This window comes from Candidatus Tisiphia endosymbiont of Neophilaenus lineatus (genome assembly GCF_964264975.1).
Classification (GTDB): domain Bacteria; phylum Pseudomonadota; class Alphaproteobacteria; order Rickettsiales; family Rickettsiaceae; genus Tisiphia.
Window position 1 is genome coordinate 1,098,660 of sequence record NZ_OZ183649.1, and the last position, 16,667, is coordinate 1,115,326.

Sequence of the window (16,667 nt, forward strand, 5' to 3'; positions counted from 1 at the left end):
AATTAGCAATGCTTCTATGTATTAGTACTGTTATTACCTTCTTGATACGTAAATTGGTAGATGCCCAATTTCCTGAATTCTCTTGGAGTAATCAGAATAGTATATCTTGCTTCATAATGATTTTGATTATTATCAGTATCGTTTATAATTCCCTTAGTCAGAAGGGGATAAAAATAGTCTCTATTCAATTATTAACTTGGGGCGGAATTTTCTTAATTATAATTACTAGTTATGCTTTCAAGTTTGAGTTAAATTACGCCGCTCAAAGAGTCATATCCGTACTAATACCATCATATAATTGGGTTAATAAACAAGGAGAATTAGTAATTAGTCGTAGTAACGATGGGCATTTCTATGTTAACGCCGTGGCAAACAGAATAAAAATTAAATTTATGATTGATACCGGAGCAAGTGATGTTGCTCTTACTATTAGTGATGCTAAAATGCTAGGATTTGACTTATCAAAACTAAATTACACTAAAACTTACTCTACAGCTAATGGTACGTGTAGGGCTGCTCCCGTGAGATTAAATAGTGTTGAGATTGGTAGAGGAGTTTTTTTTAGAAATGTTGAAGCTCACATAGGTACTGGCGGTCTTGACGTATCGTTACTAGGCATGTCGTTATTAGAGCGTTTTAAAGGTTTCAGAATAGATCGAGATATGTTGATTTTGAGTTATTAGGTGTATACTCTTCTAGGAAACAACTAACTAACATATTGATTTTCGAGCATTTTTGCTTCTTCCATTATGAACTTGATAGCACTTATCAAGTGTTAGCTCCTAACAAACTGCTTCTAAGAGTTTGTTTTTACATAATGCGTAGTGGTGCTACTTTGAAGAATTGCGTTGTCGATATCGTTTTTGGTCTTGTAGTACCCATTACTTACATTGGTATTTTTAGGCAAAGTCTCCATGCACCGTAGCTCGGATAACAGCAAAACTACTTATTTTGACTTCGTATATCAGCAACTATCGTCTGCAATTGGTCTAGATCTACCATTCCTGCTATTAATTTACCATTAATAATATAAGCAGGTACTCCCTGTATTTTTAAACCCTTTGCTAACTTAACATTTTTGTCGATGAGATTTTTTATTTCATCTTTATTGATTTCTTCCGCAATTACTTCATGATTTAGATCATTTACTAGTAACAATTTTTCTACAGATTCTTTGGTAATAGATTTTAAGTCCATTAAACCATTATGAATATCTTGAAACTTACTCGGAGTGGTTTTATAAACAGCTAAAGCAATAGTTGCAGCATAATTAGATGCATCACCAAGAATCGGGAACGGTTTTAAAACGACTTTAACCCCCGTATCTAATTTGATTAACTGGTTAATAAAGTTATGACCTTTTCTACAATAACTACAATTATAATCATAAAAAGTAGCGATGACTACATCTCCATTCGGGTTACCAAGTGCAGGAGATGTAAGAGCATCTTCTATTTCAGATTTATTATCTTTTATATATTCGCCAGTTTTTATTTCCATTTCTTGCATTTTACGCTGCTGAAGACCTTCTATTGCCTGAATGATTATTTCGGGATTATTTAATAAATATTCTTTTATAATTTGTTCAGTTTTTTCCACTTCTTCTTTTCTGTCTAACACTTGCTGTTCGAGAGTGTTAATCGAAACCGTAGTAGCAGCACTAGGAGTCTTCATAGTTTTATAAGCAAATAATGCTAAAAGAACAACAACAATAATTAATAATACTTTACCAACAACATTATGCATAATATTTTTCTATTAAATAGATTAGTTTGTTATAAATAGTTTATTAGTCCAAGTTATATAGTATATTGGCGTCCATATATTACACTCATGTACCTTATTTCAGCATTTTAGTTACTTTTCTATAATTTTCAAGCATTTTAGTTATTTGCCGATAATTTACTTTACCTATTGGTAGAATTGGTATTTCTTTAACAGGGATAATAACTGGTATATTCTTTTGGTTTGAGTCTATTGAATTTTTATGCATTATTTCTATGAATTTTTCACTATTTATGGTCTGACTTGTGGTCAATAGAAAAATTTGTTTGTCTTTATTATCATTATCAGGGCAAATAGCAACATGCTTACTATCAACATCGATCATATTAGCTAAATCCTCTATTAATATCAGCGTAATTACTTCTTCTATTGTAACAAATTGCTGAATACGACCTAATAAGGTAAGATATCCATCTTCATCAATTTTTACTATATCTCCAGTATCATACCATCCCAAACCCAATTCTTCTGATGATGTAGGGTGGATAATTCCGGGATTATTAGAGTGCATATAGCCAAGCATAATATTTGGTCCTTTGATGAATAGTTGTCCTACCCCCTCTATTCCAATAGACCTCTCGCATAATTCTATTTCTGCTGGTAATTTATTCGTACTACCGGTACTCTGCTCTTCACCTACATTTGAGTACGCTACGGTTCGAAGCTCCGTGGTTTCTTTAAATTCCTCAGCAGAAACAAATTCTGCAAGAGGTCTATTGTGAATTGGTCTAATATAATATTCTATTTTAGGCATCAAACGCCCTACACTTCCAGCACGATAATGCATTGGGGTATTACAAGATATTATGGGAGATGTTTCTGACGTACCATATCCTTCAAAAATTCTTATACCAAACTTATCAAGCCATAATTCCCTTGTGTCTTTTCTCAGTTTCTCACTACTGGCAAATACGTATCTTATAGAATAAAAATCGTAAGGATGAGCATAGACAGCATAACCATGCAAAAATATATCCGTACCAAACATAATTGTTGCTCCGATATCGTATATTACCTCAGGAATACTCCTATAATGCAGAGAAGACGGGTAAAGAAACACTGGTATAGCATTGAGTGTCATCATTATTGTTCCAGATAAACCAAAACAGTGAAAAAGCGGTAAAGCCATAAATGCAAAATCATCAGGACTAAAATGTACCTTAGCTAGAAGTTGGCATCGATTAGCCTGCAAGTTCCTATGTGATAATACTACAGCTTTAGCTGTTGCTGAAATACCAGAAGTAAATACTACAACTGATGGATCATTATCATCATAACTGATACATATATTGTTGTAATAACTTTGTGGGAAGAAGCTGGCAATAATAGCCTTAATTTTTAAATATAAATCAATTCTTTGTGTTAAATCTTCAAGGTAAATAATTTTTATATTGGCTGCTAAGATTTTTGCTACCACTTCCTGTAATCCAGCTTTTTCAACAAACTGTTTTGAAGTATATACTATTTTAACTGACGTTGTTTTACATGAAGCCACTATATTGCTCACCTCACTCATATAGTCAATCATAACTGGTCGACGGCAGCAGGCTTGCATAGCATAAAAAGTAACCATAGTTTCAACCATATTAGGTAGCATAAGACCTACATAGTCAGCTACTTCCGTATCCTGTTTTATTAAATTTGCTAAAGTAAAAGATCCCAATATTAATTGGCGATAGGTAACAGATTTATCATCAATATCTTGTATTATTTTTTTGTTAAAACCGTAAGCTTTTGCTGTCTCAATTAGAGACTGAAATATAGTATTTTGATAATCAGAGCTTTCAAACATCATATCAGCCATGATATCATAAAGAGCCTGACCTATATATTTACGCTTTTCCCTATTATCTATATTCGGCTTAGAAGGAAATTTTACTGGTGGCAAAATAGTAATAGTAACCTTAGGAAATATCCGTGTTTTTAATATATTCTTAAGTTTAGAAAAATGAGTAAATTGTGTACCATCTATTCTTATAGGTAGAATTGTCGCATCAGATTTCTCAGCAATCATGCCAGGTCCTTCATATATCTTCATTAAGGAACCAGTAATACTTATTCTTCCTTCAGGGAATATAACAACTTTTTTATCTTTTTGTACTTCCCTAATCAAGCTCTTTATAGCCATTGAATTAGAAGGATCAATTGGTAAAGTTTTTGCCATCGTTAAGAATGGTTTTATCCACCACACTTTAGCCATAGTTGTATTAATGGCAAAAGTCATTTCTTCAGGTAGATAAGTTGCCAGTAATGCAGGATCAAGATATGAAATATGATTGGCGATAACTACTGATCTTTTACCAGCTTTATAAAAATTTTCAATACCTTTTACTTCCACTCTGTACATGCAATCAAAAAGAAATTTTAAAATAGCTCGGTTAACAGCAAAAGGTACTATTTTTACTTCGGGAATTAATTGATAAATATAATAAGCTACCACTATGTTGAGCAGACTAATAAATAATATAACGGATGGTATCGAATATTCCCAATAGAACAACAACGACAATATTGCAGTGGAGCCAGCCATAAATATAGCATTAACAAAATTATTTATAGCAATTATTCTACTACGATGAGCTGAAGAACTCAAATATTGTAATACTGCAAAAAGTGGAACAATATATAGCCCCGCAATAGCAGCTATAAAAAATAAATCGATAATGATCCGCCAATTATGCTTTTTAGATAAAAAGACAAATATACTCTTTAACTGTTCCGGTTCATAATGAACTGCACTAATGCGACTGGCAAAAAATAAATCAATACCAAATATACTGATACCAAGTGCCGAGACAAAAACATATTTCGTGGTAATTTCATTTCCAAAAATCTTACTACACCAAAAAGAACCAACCCCTACTCCAATTGAAAATGTTGCAAGGAACAAATTAGCAACATTTTCATCCGCTCCAAAAGTATCTTTAGCAAGAGATGGAATTTGGGCAAGTATTGCTGCACTGATAAACCAAAACCAAGATATACCAAGAATTGCTAGATATACTTGCTTTTTAGCTTTAGCATATTTAATCATTTCTATACTTCCACGAAATAAATTTAAATTGATTTTAATTTCACAGTTAGAATTATTCGATCTTGGCATAAAATAACTAGCAACAACACCAACCATAGCAATTATTATCAGAATAGTGATGATTAAATTGCCACTTATAGTGTAGTATCCTCCAATAATAGTACCAACTAAAATAGAGATAAATGTTCCTGCCTCAACAAATCCATTAGCTCCCAATAGTTCATTTTTGTATAAATGATCTGGCAGAACACTGTATTTGATTGGTCCAAAAAATGTCGAATGTATACCCATAAGAAATATAGACAAAAAAAGTATTACTAAATTATTATTGAAAAATCCATAAGTAGCAAAAAATACTATGGCGAGTTCAAATAATTTAATGATTTTAACTAAAGTTGCTCGCTCATATCTATCAGCCACTTGACCTGCAATACTTGCAAATATAACAAAAGGCAATACAAAAATAGTATTAGCAGCAAGTACAAGCAATTGGGTTGATTCTACCAATTGACTAGATAGTTTATAAGTAATTAATATAATTAGAGCATTTTTTAGTATACTATCATTCATACAACCACAAAATTGTACTATGAAGATAGGCAAAAAACGCATATCTCGAAATAAATATAATTGATTTGATGGCATGCTTTCTCCAGAGACATATTTAGTTGTAGTATAGTATGTAATTTGTTACTCGATAATCAACTTTTTTCTAAGTCATAACAATTGGCTTATTGCAGGACAAATTTTTGTGTTAGCATTTATAATGCTGAAACTTTTAGGTTAATAAGGTTGTAAAAATTAAGGTAAAATTTTATGTATAGACTCTTTAAGATTATTTTTAATTTTCTGAAATTCTTCCGTGATATTATTTAGTTTACTTATTTTTTCTAAAAATTCTTTCATTTCATTTTTTTTAAGTAATGGTATGTGTATATTACAAAGCTGTTCATAAGTTAAATTCGCTCTAACAGCTCCATATTTTGTATCGTATTTGCCAATAATGGCTAAATAATATTTTGACTTTAAAATATGTAATAAATATTCGGATGGTAGAATATCTTGGAATTTTTTTAAAACTCTAAAGACGGTATAAATACCACTTACATAACCACCACTTAAATCCTCAAAGACTAAACCTAAAGAACCCACATTAATCCTATGCGGATTATATACCAAATCTCCAGCTTGAACCTGCTTGTATTTTTGGTTTATGTCCTGACCTTTTAACATTTCATTGTCAAAAACACCAATACTATTACTTACACCTAAAATTCTAAAATCTGTAATTGGCTGTAAAGAGGGCTCTGTTTTTTCTGTTATCTCCTCAATATAATTACCAAGTTTTATAATATCACCTTTTAAATTAGCAAAAATATCAAAATAATCATAAATCCACAAACTATAACCATTCTTGGCGATTTCAGTTGATGCTATTATAGCAGATTCAATTTCTAAAACAGTTTTTTTATTGTTGAAAGCATCAAGTGCAGCTGGCAAATCATTGTCCTTAATTGGCTTCTTTCTTGAACCAAGTTCATGACCAACCGCATTATACCAATTGCAATAATTAACACGGTGTATTTATCCATAGATAATCTCTATACATAATTGATTTTACTAAATCTACATTATGAGCAAGTTGATTCCAAGCGTAACAAGCCATAGTAACGATATCTTCATATACACCATAACATTGGTTAGACAAGAAATGATTTTTAATCCATTCCCAAACTTGTTCCATTGCATTAAGTTCCGGTGCATAGGGCGGAAGCGGTATCAAAGTGATATTGCTTGGCACAGTTAGTTTTTTGGCTGTGTGCCAACCTGCATTATCCGTTAGTAAAGCTATATGTCGGTTGCCTTGAATACTGCGAGAAAGCTCTTCTAAGAATTTATTCATTGCCTGTGTGTTTGCATATGGTAAAATTAATGCACAAGCTTCTCCTGTCTCATGGCAAGCAGCTCCGTAAATATATGTTGAAATAAATTGCTGTTGCCGAACTTTACGGGGTCTAGTGCCACGCTTAGCCCATATACGAGTTAAGATACCTTGTTGCCCAACTCTAGTTTCATCCTGAGACCATATATCAACTTTACATCTATCGATATTTTTTGCTAATAATTTTGTTAACATGTCTGGAAAGTTTTCTTATATCTATTTTGAGTCTCTTGATTTGACTTTGGATGCATTGAACGAGAAGTAATCCAGCTAAAACCAAGGCGGTGCATAGTATTGTAGACTGTTTTTAAAGCACATTTAGCACCATATTCCTCAAGTAACATGATATGTAGCTCTTTTCCAGTTATATACCCACCAGTTTTACTTTCACTGAGCGTATTGATTTTATCAAAAATAGCAGACTCTTGTATACTGTTAATCTTCCTAGGGGCACCGCTTCTTTGTGATTCAAATAATCCTTCAAAACCATGATTCCTAAATCTTCTGAGCGATGATTGCACAGTTTTCCAGTGTGACTTCACTATTTCAGATATGGCTTTAAAAGATTTGCCTAATTGAAGGTGATACATCGCCAATAAACGTATACGATTTCGACCATGCGGCTCATGTTTCATCATTTTTATAAAATCATGACCTTCAAAACCTTGCGGTAATATTAACCTAGCTATTTGAGTACCTATTTATCAGTTAAAAACCCATTTTATAACACCGTGTTCATTATTGCAATTAGTATAAAATAGCCGCACAAGAATTAAAACAGCATCTCCATCTTGCTTATATAAGTTATAATCATATTATCAATACCAATGCAAGAAGCCATAATAAGTTTTGGATAGTAGATGACAAAGTTTTTTATTTTGGTAGTCATAATTTTTACCCAACATCATTACAATAATTTGGCATTATTGTAGATAGTATAGAAGCTGGTAAAATATTATTGGAATCCTATTGGAATCCTATGTGGGAATATTCTGCTAAATATAATCTGAATGAATAACGATTGAACTGTTAGTTCAATTCATTCAACTCTACTCTAGCAAATAATTTTATTTGAAGTAAAGAGAATTTAGAAAGATCTTTTGAACCTTCTTCTGCTAATTTATTGGCTTTAGTTAAAAGGTCTAAATCTCTAGCTAGATCAGCAAAAAAGAATCTTATTTCACCACTTTGCTTTGTTCCTAATATTTCTCCGCTACCTCTTAAGAGTAGATCTTGCTCTGCTATATAAAAACCATCATTGCTATTTCTCATCACTTCAAATCTAGATTTTGCAACCATAGTTAATTTTTGAGGATCATATAGAAGAATACAATGAGATTGTAAAGTTCTACGTCCAACTCTACCTCTTATCTGATGTAACTGAGCTAAACCAAACTGTTCAGCATTTTCTATTACTATTAAGGTTGCTTCTGGTACATCGATACCCACTTCAATTACAGTTGTAGCAACCAAGATTTTAATATTACCATTCTTAAATTGGTGCATAATCATATCTTTTTGCTCATTTTTCATTTTGCCATGTATAGTACCTGTAATGTTAGGGTAGGCATTCTCAATGGTAACTAGTCTAGTGTTGATGTCGGTTAATCCTGTATTTTTTGACTGTGTTGTTAACTCTTCATCATTTTGATCAATAAGGGGACATATCCAGTAAATTTTCTCTCCAAATTTTAGCTTTTTATCTAAAACTGAGATTACATTATTTAGCTTGGTCTTTGGCAATATGCTAGTAATAATTGGTAGTCGATTTTTTGGTTTGCTTGTTAATTTAGCAATATCCATATCTCCAAACATGGTCAAAGTAAGACTTCTAGGAATAGGGGTTGCAGTCATCACCAAAACATCGGGATGAGAGGCTTTATTAATTAAATCTAACCGTTGTTGTACACCAAATTTATGCTGTTCATCAATGACGATATAACCTAACTTTTTAAAGTTTACTTTTTCTTGAAATAATGCATGAGTGCCAATTAATATATCAATATCTCCATTTTCTAGGCTTGATAGAACTGTGTTTCGTTCTTTGGTAGATATTTTTCCAGTAAGTAAACCAAGCCTTATTCCGGTTTCACTTAAGGCTTTAACGAAGAATTGGTAATGTTGGTTTGCTAATAAATCGGTAGGGGCCATTAGTGCAGCTTGAAATTTATGGTATGCTACAGTGACCATTGTCAATAAAGCTACTAATGTTTTACCAGAGCCAACATCGCCTTGGAGTAAACACATCATTTCTGTAGGAGATAATTGATGTTTTTCAATTGCTTCTATTACTTTTTTTTGGTCGGATGTTAGTTCAAAGCCTAATGTCTTAAGTATTGATTGTTGTAGCTGACTAGACCCCGTAAATGAATTACCTTGTTTTAATTTTGTTTGCTGGCGGAGATATTGTAATGAAATTTGATTAGCAAAAAGTTCTTTTTCTGCCAATTGTCTTAAAGCTTGAGTATGTAATTCTTCTAATTGCTTAGTTTTAACCTGATATAAATGTAAAGTTTTTAAATCTTCTAATAATGATTTAGTATAGTCCTTCACTTCTTGAAAGCTCTCAGGAATACAGCACCACTCTTTCTCAAACAAATCAAGCCCCTTTATTATATAGGAATAAAGTTGCTTATTAATTATCCCATAGGTCAAAGGATATATTGGTTCTAGGGGGCTGGTAAGTTTTTGATCCAAAATAAATATTGGATGGACTATTTGAGGTAAGCTAGAAAAAACTTGTACCTTACCATTAATTGTATGTTTACTGCCTACTGTAAGTTTACTTAGGATAAAATAAGAGGGTCTATTAAAAAATATCAGCAGAATTGAGCCAGTATCATTGTATCCTAAGATTTTCAAAGGCTGTTTTTTGTTCTTAGGCACAAGCACTTCTTCAATTGTTATTTCAGTTTGAATTAACTGACCATTTTTTAGTGAAGATAAACTTGGTGAAATTATTTTAACTTGATAAGAAGTAGGGCGGTAAAATAACAAATCTCTTAAATTGATTATTCCCAATCTTTTAAGTCCAATAATTATATTATCACTAACATTAATACGTGATTTAATCAGCGAGAAAAAAAACTTGTTAATTGTTAACATATATTTTTTAATTAACCTGAATTCGATGTAATATACTCAAATAATTTGAAAAATTGGATTTGAAAATGAATGGTGAGCAGGCGTAGCGTACATATAGTATAGTTACGCATGCGAGTCCATGATATTTTCAAAAAACAATTCGTAGGAGCAGAAGAGTATATTAATTTGTTACATCGAACTCAGGTCAATAATAACTATATTTTATTTACAGCATCTAGAGTTTAGTGCATAAAAATATCAATATCGTTCCATCCTACTAGGTCTAGGTTGGCTCTAATAGGTAAAAACTGAAAAATCTGTTTTGCAATATCTAACCTATTTTCGACCAGTAACATATCTTGCAAGGTAGCACGAAGTTGATGTAGGTAAAGGACGTCTTTGGCAGCATATTCTTTTTGTTCAGCTGTAAGATCCAACCTTCCCCAGTAGGAAGATTGTTGTTGTTTAGAAATTTGGACTGAAAGTAATTCACGGCATAAGTCTTTTAAACCATGAGCATCAGTATAGGTTCTAACTAGTTTAGAAGATATCTTTGTACAAAATATGTTCTCCAAATCTATTCCAAGATATTTTCTTATTGCTGCTAAATCAAATCTAGCATAGTGAAATATTTTGCATCGATTCTTATCAAGCAATAGTTTTTTTAAATTAGGTGCTGCGTAATTCTTGTCAATAAAGTTTACTAAGTAAGCCTTTCCATCTCCATTACTCAGTTGCAAAAGACATAACCTATCCCTATGTAAGTGTAATCCCATCGTTTCTGTATCGATTGCTAGGTCTCCTGCAATATTAAAATCTTCCGGGAGATCATTCTGAAAAACTATAATACTGATAATAACCTCCTAAGTTATTTTATGGTAAAAACCTGTTCTTTTGGAGACGCTACCCCTAGAACTCTTCTTGCTTCTTGGTCAAGCATATCTCTATCTAGAGATTCTGGTCTAAGTAGTTTTACTTTATGTTCAAGTTCAATGCGTTCTGCCCTTAAATTTTCTAGTGCACTATAGGTTTTTTCGAGTCGTTGATTTAATGTAAAATAAGCAATAATCCCTCTATTACCACAAATAGAATGGAAGATAAAATAAGCTAATAATAAAGATAGCAAAACATTAAATATTATCTTTTTGGCATTTTTAACTGAATCAATAAAATATTGATAATTCATAATATTTTAATAATAAAAATAATATTGGGGCGGTAAGAATTATGCTATCAAATCGGTCTAGAACACCGCCATGACCTGGTATTATAGTACCAGTATCTTTTATAGCAAATTTACGCTTAAAATATGAAATAAATAAATCGCTCATTTGTGCTATTAGTGCTAAACAAATAGCTGCTATCATTAAGTGCCGTTTGTTTAATAAATAGTCAGTTGGTAAGTCAAAGCTAGGTACTAAACTTAATAAAAATGCTGTAAGCCCACTAGCTAATACCCCTATGATTAATCCACTCCAAGTTTTGTTAGGACTAATCTTGGGGGTCAGCTTAGGTCCGCCTATATTCTTCCCACCAATCATAGCAAATATATCAACTGACCATATTATAATGAAATATAGTAATAATAGCCATCGATTTTTATCTTCAGTAGCAATTATTATTAAAGATATAGTGGGAATGGGAATGATAACAAAGCCCAGTAATATATGGGAAAAGGACGATTTTGTCATTTGATACCATTCATATGACATAATTATGGCAATTAATAACATAATTATATAAAATAATGACTTAATGAACATTATCGCTATAATAAATACTGGTCCTATTACTAGGGCTGATAATATTCTTACTATATTAGACCTCTTATCTAGCACCAAAATTCCTTTTTCTTTTTGAATAATCGTTTAAGGCTTCTAGTATATCTTGTTTGTTAAAGTCAGGCCAGTATTTAGGTAAAAAATATAGTTCAGCATAGGCAGCTTGCCATAGTAGAAAATTACTGATTCTACATAGACCACCAGTACGAATTAACAAATCTACATCAGGCATTCTTGGATCATATAGATAATTACCAAACTCATTCTCGCTAATTTGTGTTTTACTAGAATTGATGATTTTCTGGCATGCGTCAACAATCTCTGCTCGCCCGCCGTAACTAAAAGCAATACAAAGAGTTATGTTATTATTATGTTTTGTTAATTCTATAGCATCATGGATTTGTTTTTGTAACATATTATCTAACATATCCAATCTACCGATAACTTTTATTTTGACTCCGTTTTCGTGTAGTAGTGTAGTCTCATTTTTTAGATAATAACGTAATAATTTTAGTAAAAATGTCACTTCAGTCTTTGACCTACTCCAATTTTCTGATGAGAAAGTATAAAGTGTCACGTAAGGTATATTAAGTTCTATAAAATCTGGTAATAATTTCTTTACTCTATTAGCACCTGCTCTATGTCCCTCAGATTTTGGTAAGCCTTTTTCTAAAGCCCACCTTGCATTACCGTCCATGATTATGGCTAAATGATTTACTTTGTTGATTGTATTCATATTTATTGTATATACGCTGGGATGACTCGAAGTTATCACCATTACTATGGCTCAGGTTAGCTATATAATAACACAGAAATGCCATGAATGGACATATATTTGCGGTTAGTTATAGGAAATTTTCACCGTAATAGATCATTTATGGATACTTTACTTCTAGTTCCTTTATCCACCTGTTTAACGATTACTGCACAATATAAACTTGGTTTTCCTGAATCAGCAGGTAAGCTGCCTGGTACTACAACTGAGTAGGCCGGAACTCTACCATAAATTATTTTTCCACTTTCCCTATCTACTATCTTGGTAGATGCACCAATAAATACTCCCATACTAATTACACTTCCTTCTTCTACTAAAACCCCTTCTGCTATTTCTGATCTTGCACCTATAAAACAATTATCTTCTATTATTACCGGGGTATCTTGTATTGGCTCTAGTACCCCACCAATACCTGTCCCGCCAGAAATATGACAATTCCTTCCTATTTGTGCACATGATCCTACGGTGGCCCAAGTATCAATCATTGTTCCTTCTCCTATATATGCACCTATATTAATAAAAGAAGGCATAACAATAACGTTTTTAGCTAAATATGCCCCCGTTCTTATAAATGCTCCGGGAACGATACGACAGCCATGGATTCTAAATAATTCTTCATTATGATTTGTAGCAAATTTAGGAGCAATTTTATCATACCATTTCATACAATCACCAGAATGGATTTGCGAATCAGTTACAATAAAATGTAATAAAATTGCTTTTTTTACCCAAAGATTAACTCGCCAATCAGCCCCTTCTTTTTCACAAACCCTAATTAATCCTTGATTTAAACCATCAATAATATTATTCAATATTTGTTTGGCGTAGTTAGTTTTTTCTGAATCCTTAGTTAATTTATCGCGTATTTGCCACAATTCTTCTATAGTATTGATATGTTTTTGCATAACGTCCTTGCTAAACTATTAAAAAAATCATAATTTACTTTATTTTTAAGTCAACCTATATACTCAAATTTGAGTATACAAATTAGATCACGTAAATGAGTATTGCTTGCCCAAATTGTAACACTACCTTTATAGTTTCAAAAGAACAAATAGGTATGACTGGTAGGAAGGTCAAATGTTCAAAATGCAACCATATATGGTATCAAAAGGCAGAGCTTGATCAGCAAGAACCTCCCATTATATCAGATAATACCACAAAAAACGCTAGCACTAATGAAAATAATAAAATATATTTAACTAAAGGTACTAACTTACCGGCTTTATTACCAACTAAAATTCCTGAGCAATCGCATATTTTATCTATATTATTGTGGCTTAGTTTAATTGTCTTCTTATTATTAATGTTATTTCACGAGAAGTTTAATATACCAGCTCTGTATAAAGAGAATAATAATATATTAACTATAAGAAATATACATGTTGAACAAAATAAAGAAATGGGACAAATTAAAGTTTCCTACAGGATAAGTAATACTTCTGACCATGATGTAACAATACCACTTATTCGGGTTAGATTGCTCAATAAAAAATATGTAACAGTAAAATCCTATATAATGAATCAAAAAAATATTAAATTGCCACCTAAGCAACATATCGATATCGCTACGTATCTTGATGTAGTTCCTCGTTCAAGTGAGTTGTTAAATATTATGCTTGGTAATAGTTTGGATTTCATATTACATTAGACTTCTTTTGAAAGAGACTTATAATCAATTCAAATACTCCCATAACATAACCGGAAGTTCGATGTAGCTTGTTACATCGAACTTCCGTGATATATATAGAAAAAAATGAATAAACAAATTATATACCCTAAACTAATTCCTAGGCTCTTTGCTTCTTGCCTAGATTCGTTTTTGTTATCAATTTTTACAACTCCGATCACCCACTTTATGTTATCTAGACTGTCTTTATTTTTTTTTAAAGCTAGTATAGCGGACATACTAATAATGGGTAGCACGAAACCGGAGTTAGTGCAAAATGTAACTGCTAGTAATGTTCTTACATTATTTATTTTAATGTTTATAATTAATTTTGCCCTAGCTGCAACATATTTTATTGGTTTTTGGATTTATTTGGGTGCTACTCCAGGAAAAATGGTTATGCATATGAAAATAGTAGACGCAATAACTCTTGGAAAACCTAGTAAATGGCAATTAATTAAAAGATTTTGTGGATATGTATTAGTGCTAGTTGGTATTTGGTTTATACTCTTTTCTAAACAACGCCAAGCTTTGCATGATAAAATTGCTGGAACAGTGGTTATTAAAAGTTAAAACACAATAGTATTAATTTTACAAGTTGTAGTATTATACTCTTCTGCTTTGAAGAATTGTTTTTTGAAAATATCATTGATTCGCATGCGTAACTATATTGTATGTACGCCTAGCATGCTCACCATTCATTTTCAAATCCAATTCTTCAAATCATTTGAGTATATCAGTAGATTATTAGTAGTAAAAATGATGTCATCAACTATGATTTTTTTATTTTAAACCTTTTTTTAATTTCTTAAAAATCATAGTTGATGACATAGTAGCTAGCAGAGATTATATCTCATCCCTAATGAGGATGATACTGAGCCTAATATTAACTTGTTACATCGATATTTGAGGTTATTATAAGTAGTAAAGGTATGCTAAAATGAATAAACTAAATGAAATAGATCAGTTGATATATATTTTTTCTAAACTACCTAGTCTTGGTCAAAGATCAGCAAGGCGTATAGTCCTGCATCTTTTACAAGAAAAAGACGTTAGGTTAAAAGGTTTAATTTCAGCTCTTTCTTACGTAGATAATAATGTTGTCAAGTGCGATATTTGTGGCAACATAGATTCTCACCATATTTGTAGAGTATGTTCATCTGATGATCGCAACAAATCTATTATAGCAGTTGTTGAAACAGTGACAGAATTGTGGGCAATAGAACGTAGTGGCATTTTTAATGGATATTATCATGTACTAGGACATAATTTGTCAACTTCCAATAGCCATAATTCTAAAGCACTAAGACTACCAGAATTACTAGCTAGATGCCAAGAGAATAATATTAATGAAATAATTATTGCAACTAATTCTACCTTAGAAGGTCAAACTACAGCTTATTTCATTACTGAATATTTCAAAGATTATACTATCAAAATATCAAGATTAGCTAGCGGTATTCCAATAGGGGGAGAACTAGACTATTTAGATGAAGGAACTTTATCAGCTGCAATAACCTTAAGACAGCCTTTTGAGTAATTTATTAAAAATTATTTATTGTGTTGAAAAATTTAATATAATATCTAACCAACAGTTAATTAATTATATTAAATTTTGTTAAAAAATTATCAAAGATTACTAAATTAGAATTATTTATATGAAATGTTAATTTGAAATTTTTAGATATTTTCATTAGTTTATTTTATATTTTACCTTGCATATAATTATTTTAACTAAAGTAAGCATATGTACCAACTTTTTTGGACTATTTTAGTCATATTTTTGATTCCTGTAGTTCTTTATATTTGCAGGTACAAGATGTTTTCGTGGTTTAATTTAAGAAATAATTCAAAAACTAAAATATTAGAATTAGAACAAAAGATATCAGAGCAAGATAATATTTTGAATCACGTTACTCACGAAATTAGGACTTCGATACATGGGGGAAGTAGTATCGCTCAGTTTTTATATGAAAATTGGGATAAAATGGATGAGCAAGAACACGTAAAGTATGTCAGTATAATAGCTAAAAATAATCAACGTCTTATAAAATTAATTAATGACCTACTAGACCTATCTAAGTTTAGTACCGGGAAGATGCAGTTTAATTTTGTTGCTATGGATCTATTATCTTCTATAAAAGAAACCGTGCAGCAACTTACAGAATTAAACATAATTAACGATCGAATTAATATTATTCTTATTGATCATAGTATTACAAAAGCAATGATTAATGGAGATAAAATTAGGATTAACCAATTATTAAATAATTTATTTAATAATGCACTCAAATATACTAAGGAAGGATTAATTATAGCGGTAATTGACTTAAAAAATCATGAAAATATTCCTCATTGGTGCTTTAGCCTAATCGATACAGGTATAGGAATTCCAGACTCAGAACTTGAGACTATTTTTGAAGTATTTACTCGTAGTTCACGAACTAATAATAATTTTCTTGGTACAGGTGTTGGTTTATCTATTTGCCGAGAAATTGTACTGGCTCATAATGGTTATATTTATGCCGAGAATAACCGTAAAAGAGGAACAAAATTAGAATTTATGATTCCTGTATACGATAAAAAAGAGACATAAA

Annotated in this window: 17 protein-coding genes; 6 read left to right on the plus strand and 11 right to left on the minus strand. The window is 31.4% G+C overall.

The window, feature by feature from the left end:
* Window positions 1-8: 8 nt before the first annotated feature.
* Window positions 9-683, plus strand: a complete 675-nt coding sequence (locus ACFE3K_RS06360; protein WP_375359507.1) for a TIGR02281 family clan AA aspartic protease — start codon at window positions 9-11, stop codon at window positions 681-683.
* Window positions 684-942: 259 nt separating this feature from the next.
* On the opposite strand, the gene ACFE3K_RS06365 is transcribed toward ACFE3K_RS06360, so the two are convergent.
* The 5 genes from ACFE3K_RS06365 to ACFE3K_RS06385 form a co-directional block, all read right to left on the minus strand.
* Entirely contained in the window at window positions 943-1,746 is an 804-nt protein-coding gene (locus tag ACFE3K_RS06365) for a DsbA family protein (protein WP_375358687.1), read from the minus strand.
* 94 nt (window positions 1,747-1,840) lie between these two features.
* Window positions 1,841-5,464 (minus strand): acyl-[ACP]--phospholipid O-acyltransferase, encoded by a 3,624-nt coding sequence (locus ACFE3K_RS06370; protein WP_375358688.1) that lies wholly within the window; start codon window positions 5,462-5,464, stop codon window positions 1,841-1,843.
* A gap of 156 nt (window positions 5,465-5,620) precedes the next feature.
* Window positions 5,621-6,319: a hypothetical protein gene (locus ACFE3K_RS06375; protein WP_375358689.1), complete on the minus strand. Its 699-nt coding sequence runs from the start codon at window positions 6,317-6,319 to the stop codon at window positions 5,621-5,623.
* A gap of 70 nt (window positions 6,320-6,389) precedes the next feature.
* Complete coding sequence (locus tag ACFE3K_RS06380) at window positions 6,390-6,956, minus strand: IS630 family transposase (RefSeq protein WP_375358690.1); 567 nt, start codon at window positions 6,954-6,956, stop codon at window positions 6,390-6,392.
* Window positions 6,950-7,399 carry a helix-turn-helix domain-containing protein gene (locus ACFE3K_RS06385; RefSeq protein ID WP_375358644.1) on the minus strand — a complete coding sequence of 150 codons (450 nt, stop codon included), beginning with the start codon at window positions 7,397-7,399 and terminating at the stop codon, window positions 6,950-6,952. Before ACFE3K_RS06385 ends, ACFE3K_RS06380 begins: the two co-directional genes overlap by 7 nt.
* 179 nt (window positions 7,400-7,578) lie before the next feature.
* On the opposite strand from ACFE3K_RS06385, the gene ACFE3K_RS06390 reads away from it, so the two are divergent.
* A complete protein-coding gene (locus ACFE3K_RS06390; RefSeq protein WP_375359508.1) occupies window positions 7,579-7,677 on the plus strand; it encodes a hypothetical protein in 99 nt (32 codons plus the stop codon).
* Window positions 7,678-7,790: 113 nt separating this feature from the next.
* Here ACFE3K_RS06390 and ACFE3K_RS06395 read toward each other — a convergent pair whose 3' ends face one another.
* From ACFE3K_RS06395 to dapD, 6 genes are all read right to left on the minus strand, one after another.
* Window positions 7,791-9,866 carry an ATP-dependent DNA helicase RecG gene (locus tag ACFE3K_RS06395; protein ID WP_375358691.1) on the minus strand — a complete coding sequence of 692 codons (2,076 nt, stop codon included), beginning with the start codon at window positions 9,864-9,866 and terminating at the stop codon, window positions 7,791-7,793.
* Between the two features lie 221 nt (window positions 9,867-10,087).
* Entirely contained in the window at window positions 10,088-10,699 is a 612-nt protein-coding gene (locus ACFE3K_RS06400; protein ID WP_375359509.1) for a ribonuclease D, read from the minus strand.
* 14 nt (window positions 10,700-10,713) lie between these two features.
* Window positions 10,714-11,031, minus strand: a complete 318-nt coding sequence (locus ACFE3K_RS06405; protein WP_375358692.1) for an FtsB family cell division protein — start codon at window positions 11,029-11,031, stop codon at window positions 10,714-10,716.
* The gene (locus tag ACFE3K_RS06410) at window positions 11,009-11,686 is read right to left on the minus strand and encodes a phosphatidate cytidylyltransferase (RefSeq protein WP_375358693.1); all 678 of its coding nucleotides are present in this window, start codon (window positions 11,684-11,686) and stop codon (window positions 11,009-11,011) included. The genes ACFE3K_RS06405 and ACFE3K_RS06410 overlap by 23 nt, the downstream gene beginning before the upstream one ends.
* Window positions 11,673-12,362 carry a polyprenyl diphosphate synthase gene (uppS, locus tag ACFE3K_RS06415; RefSeq protein WP_375358694.1) on the minus strand — a complete coding sequence of 230 codons (690 nt, stop codon included), beginning with the start codon at window positions 12,360-12,362 and terminating at the stop codon, window positions 11,673-11,675. The genes ACFE3K_RS06410 and uppS overlap by 14 nt, the downstream gene beginning before the upstream one ends.
* 122 nt (window positions 12,363-12,484) lie before the next feature.
* A complete protein-coding gene (dapD, locus tag ACFE3K_RS06420; protein ID WP_375358695.1) occupies window positions 12,485-13,306 on the minus strand; it encodes a 2,3,4,5-tetrahydropyridine-2,6-dicarboxylate N-succinyltransferase in 822 nt (273 codons plus the stop codon).
* 95 nt (window positions 13,307-13,401) lie between these two features.
* Here dapD and ACFE3K_RS06425 point away from each other — a divergent pair, with 95 nt between their 5' ends.
* The 4 genes from ACFE3K_RS06425 (at window position 13,402) to ACFE3K_RS06440 (ending at window position 16,666) form a co-directional block, all read left to right on the plus strand.
* Window positions 13,402-14,052, plus strand: a complete 651-nt coding sequence (locus ACFE3K_RS06425) for an MJ0042-type zinc finger domain-containing protein (protein ID WP_375358696.1) — start codon at window positions 13,402-13,404, stop codon at window positions 14,050-14,052.
* A gap of 105 nt (window positions 14,053-14,157) precedes the next feature.
* On the plus strand, window positions 14,158-14,643 hold the full coding sequence (locus ACFE3K_RS06430; RefSeq protein ID WP_341751342.1) for an RDD family protein: 486 nt from the start codon (window positions 14,158-14,160) through the stop codon (window positions 14,641-14,643).
* A 367-nt stretch (window positions 14,644-15,010) separates the two neighbouring features.
* On the plus strand, window positions 15,011-15,610 hold the full coding sequence (recR, locus tag ACFE3K_RS06435; protein ID WP_375358697.1) for a recombination mediator RecR: 600 nt from the start codon (window positions 15,011-15,013) through the stop codon (window positions 15,608-15,610).
* A gap of 279 nt (window positions 15,611-15,889) precedes the next feature.
* Entirely contained in the window at window positions 15,890-16,666 is a 777-nt protein-coding gene (locus tag ACFE3K_RS06440; protein WP_375358698.1) for a sensor histidine kinase, read from the plus strand.
* Window position 16,667 lies beyond the last annotated feature (1 nt).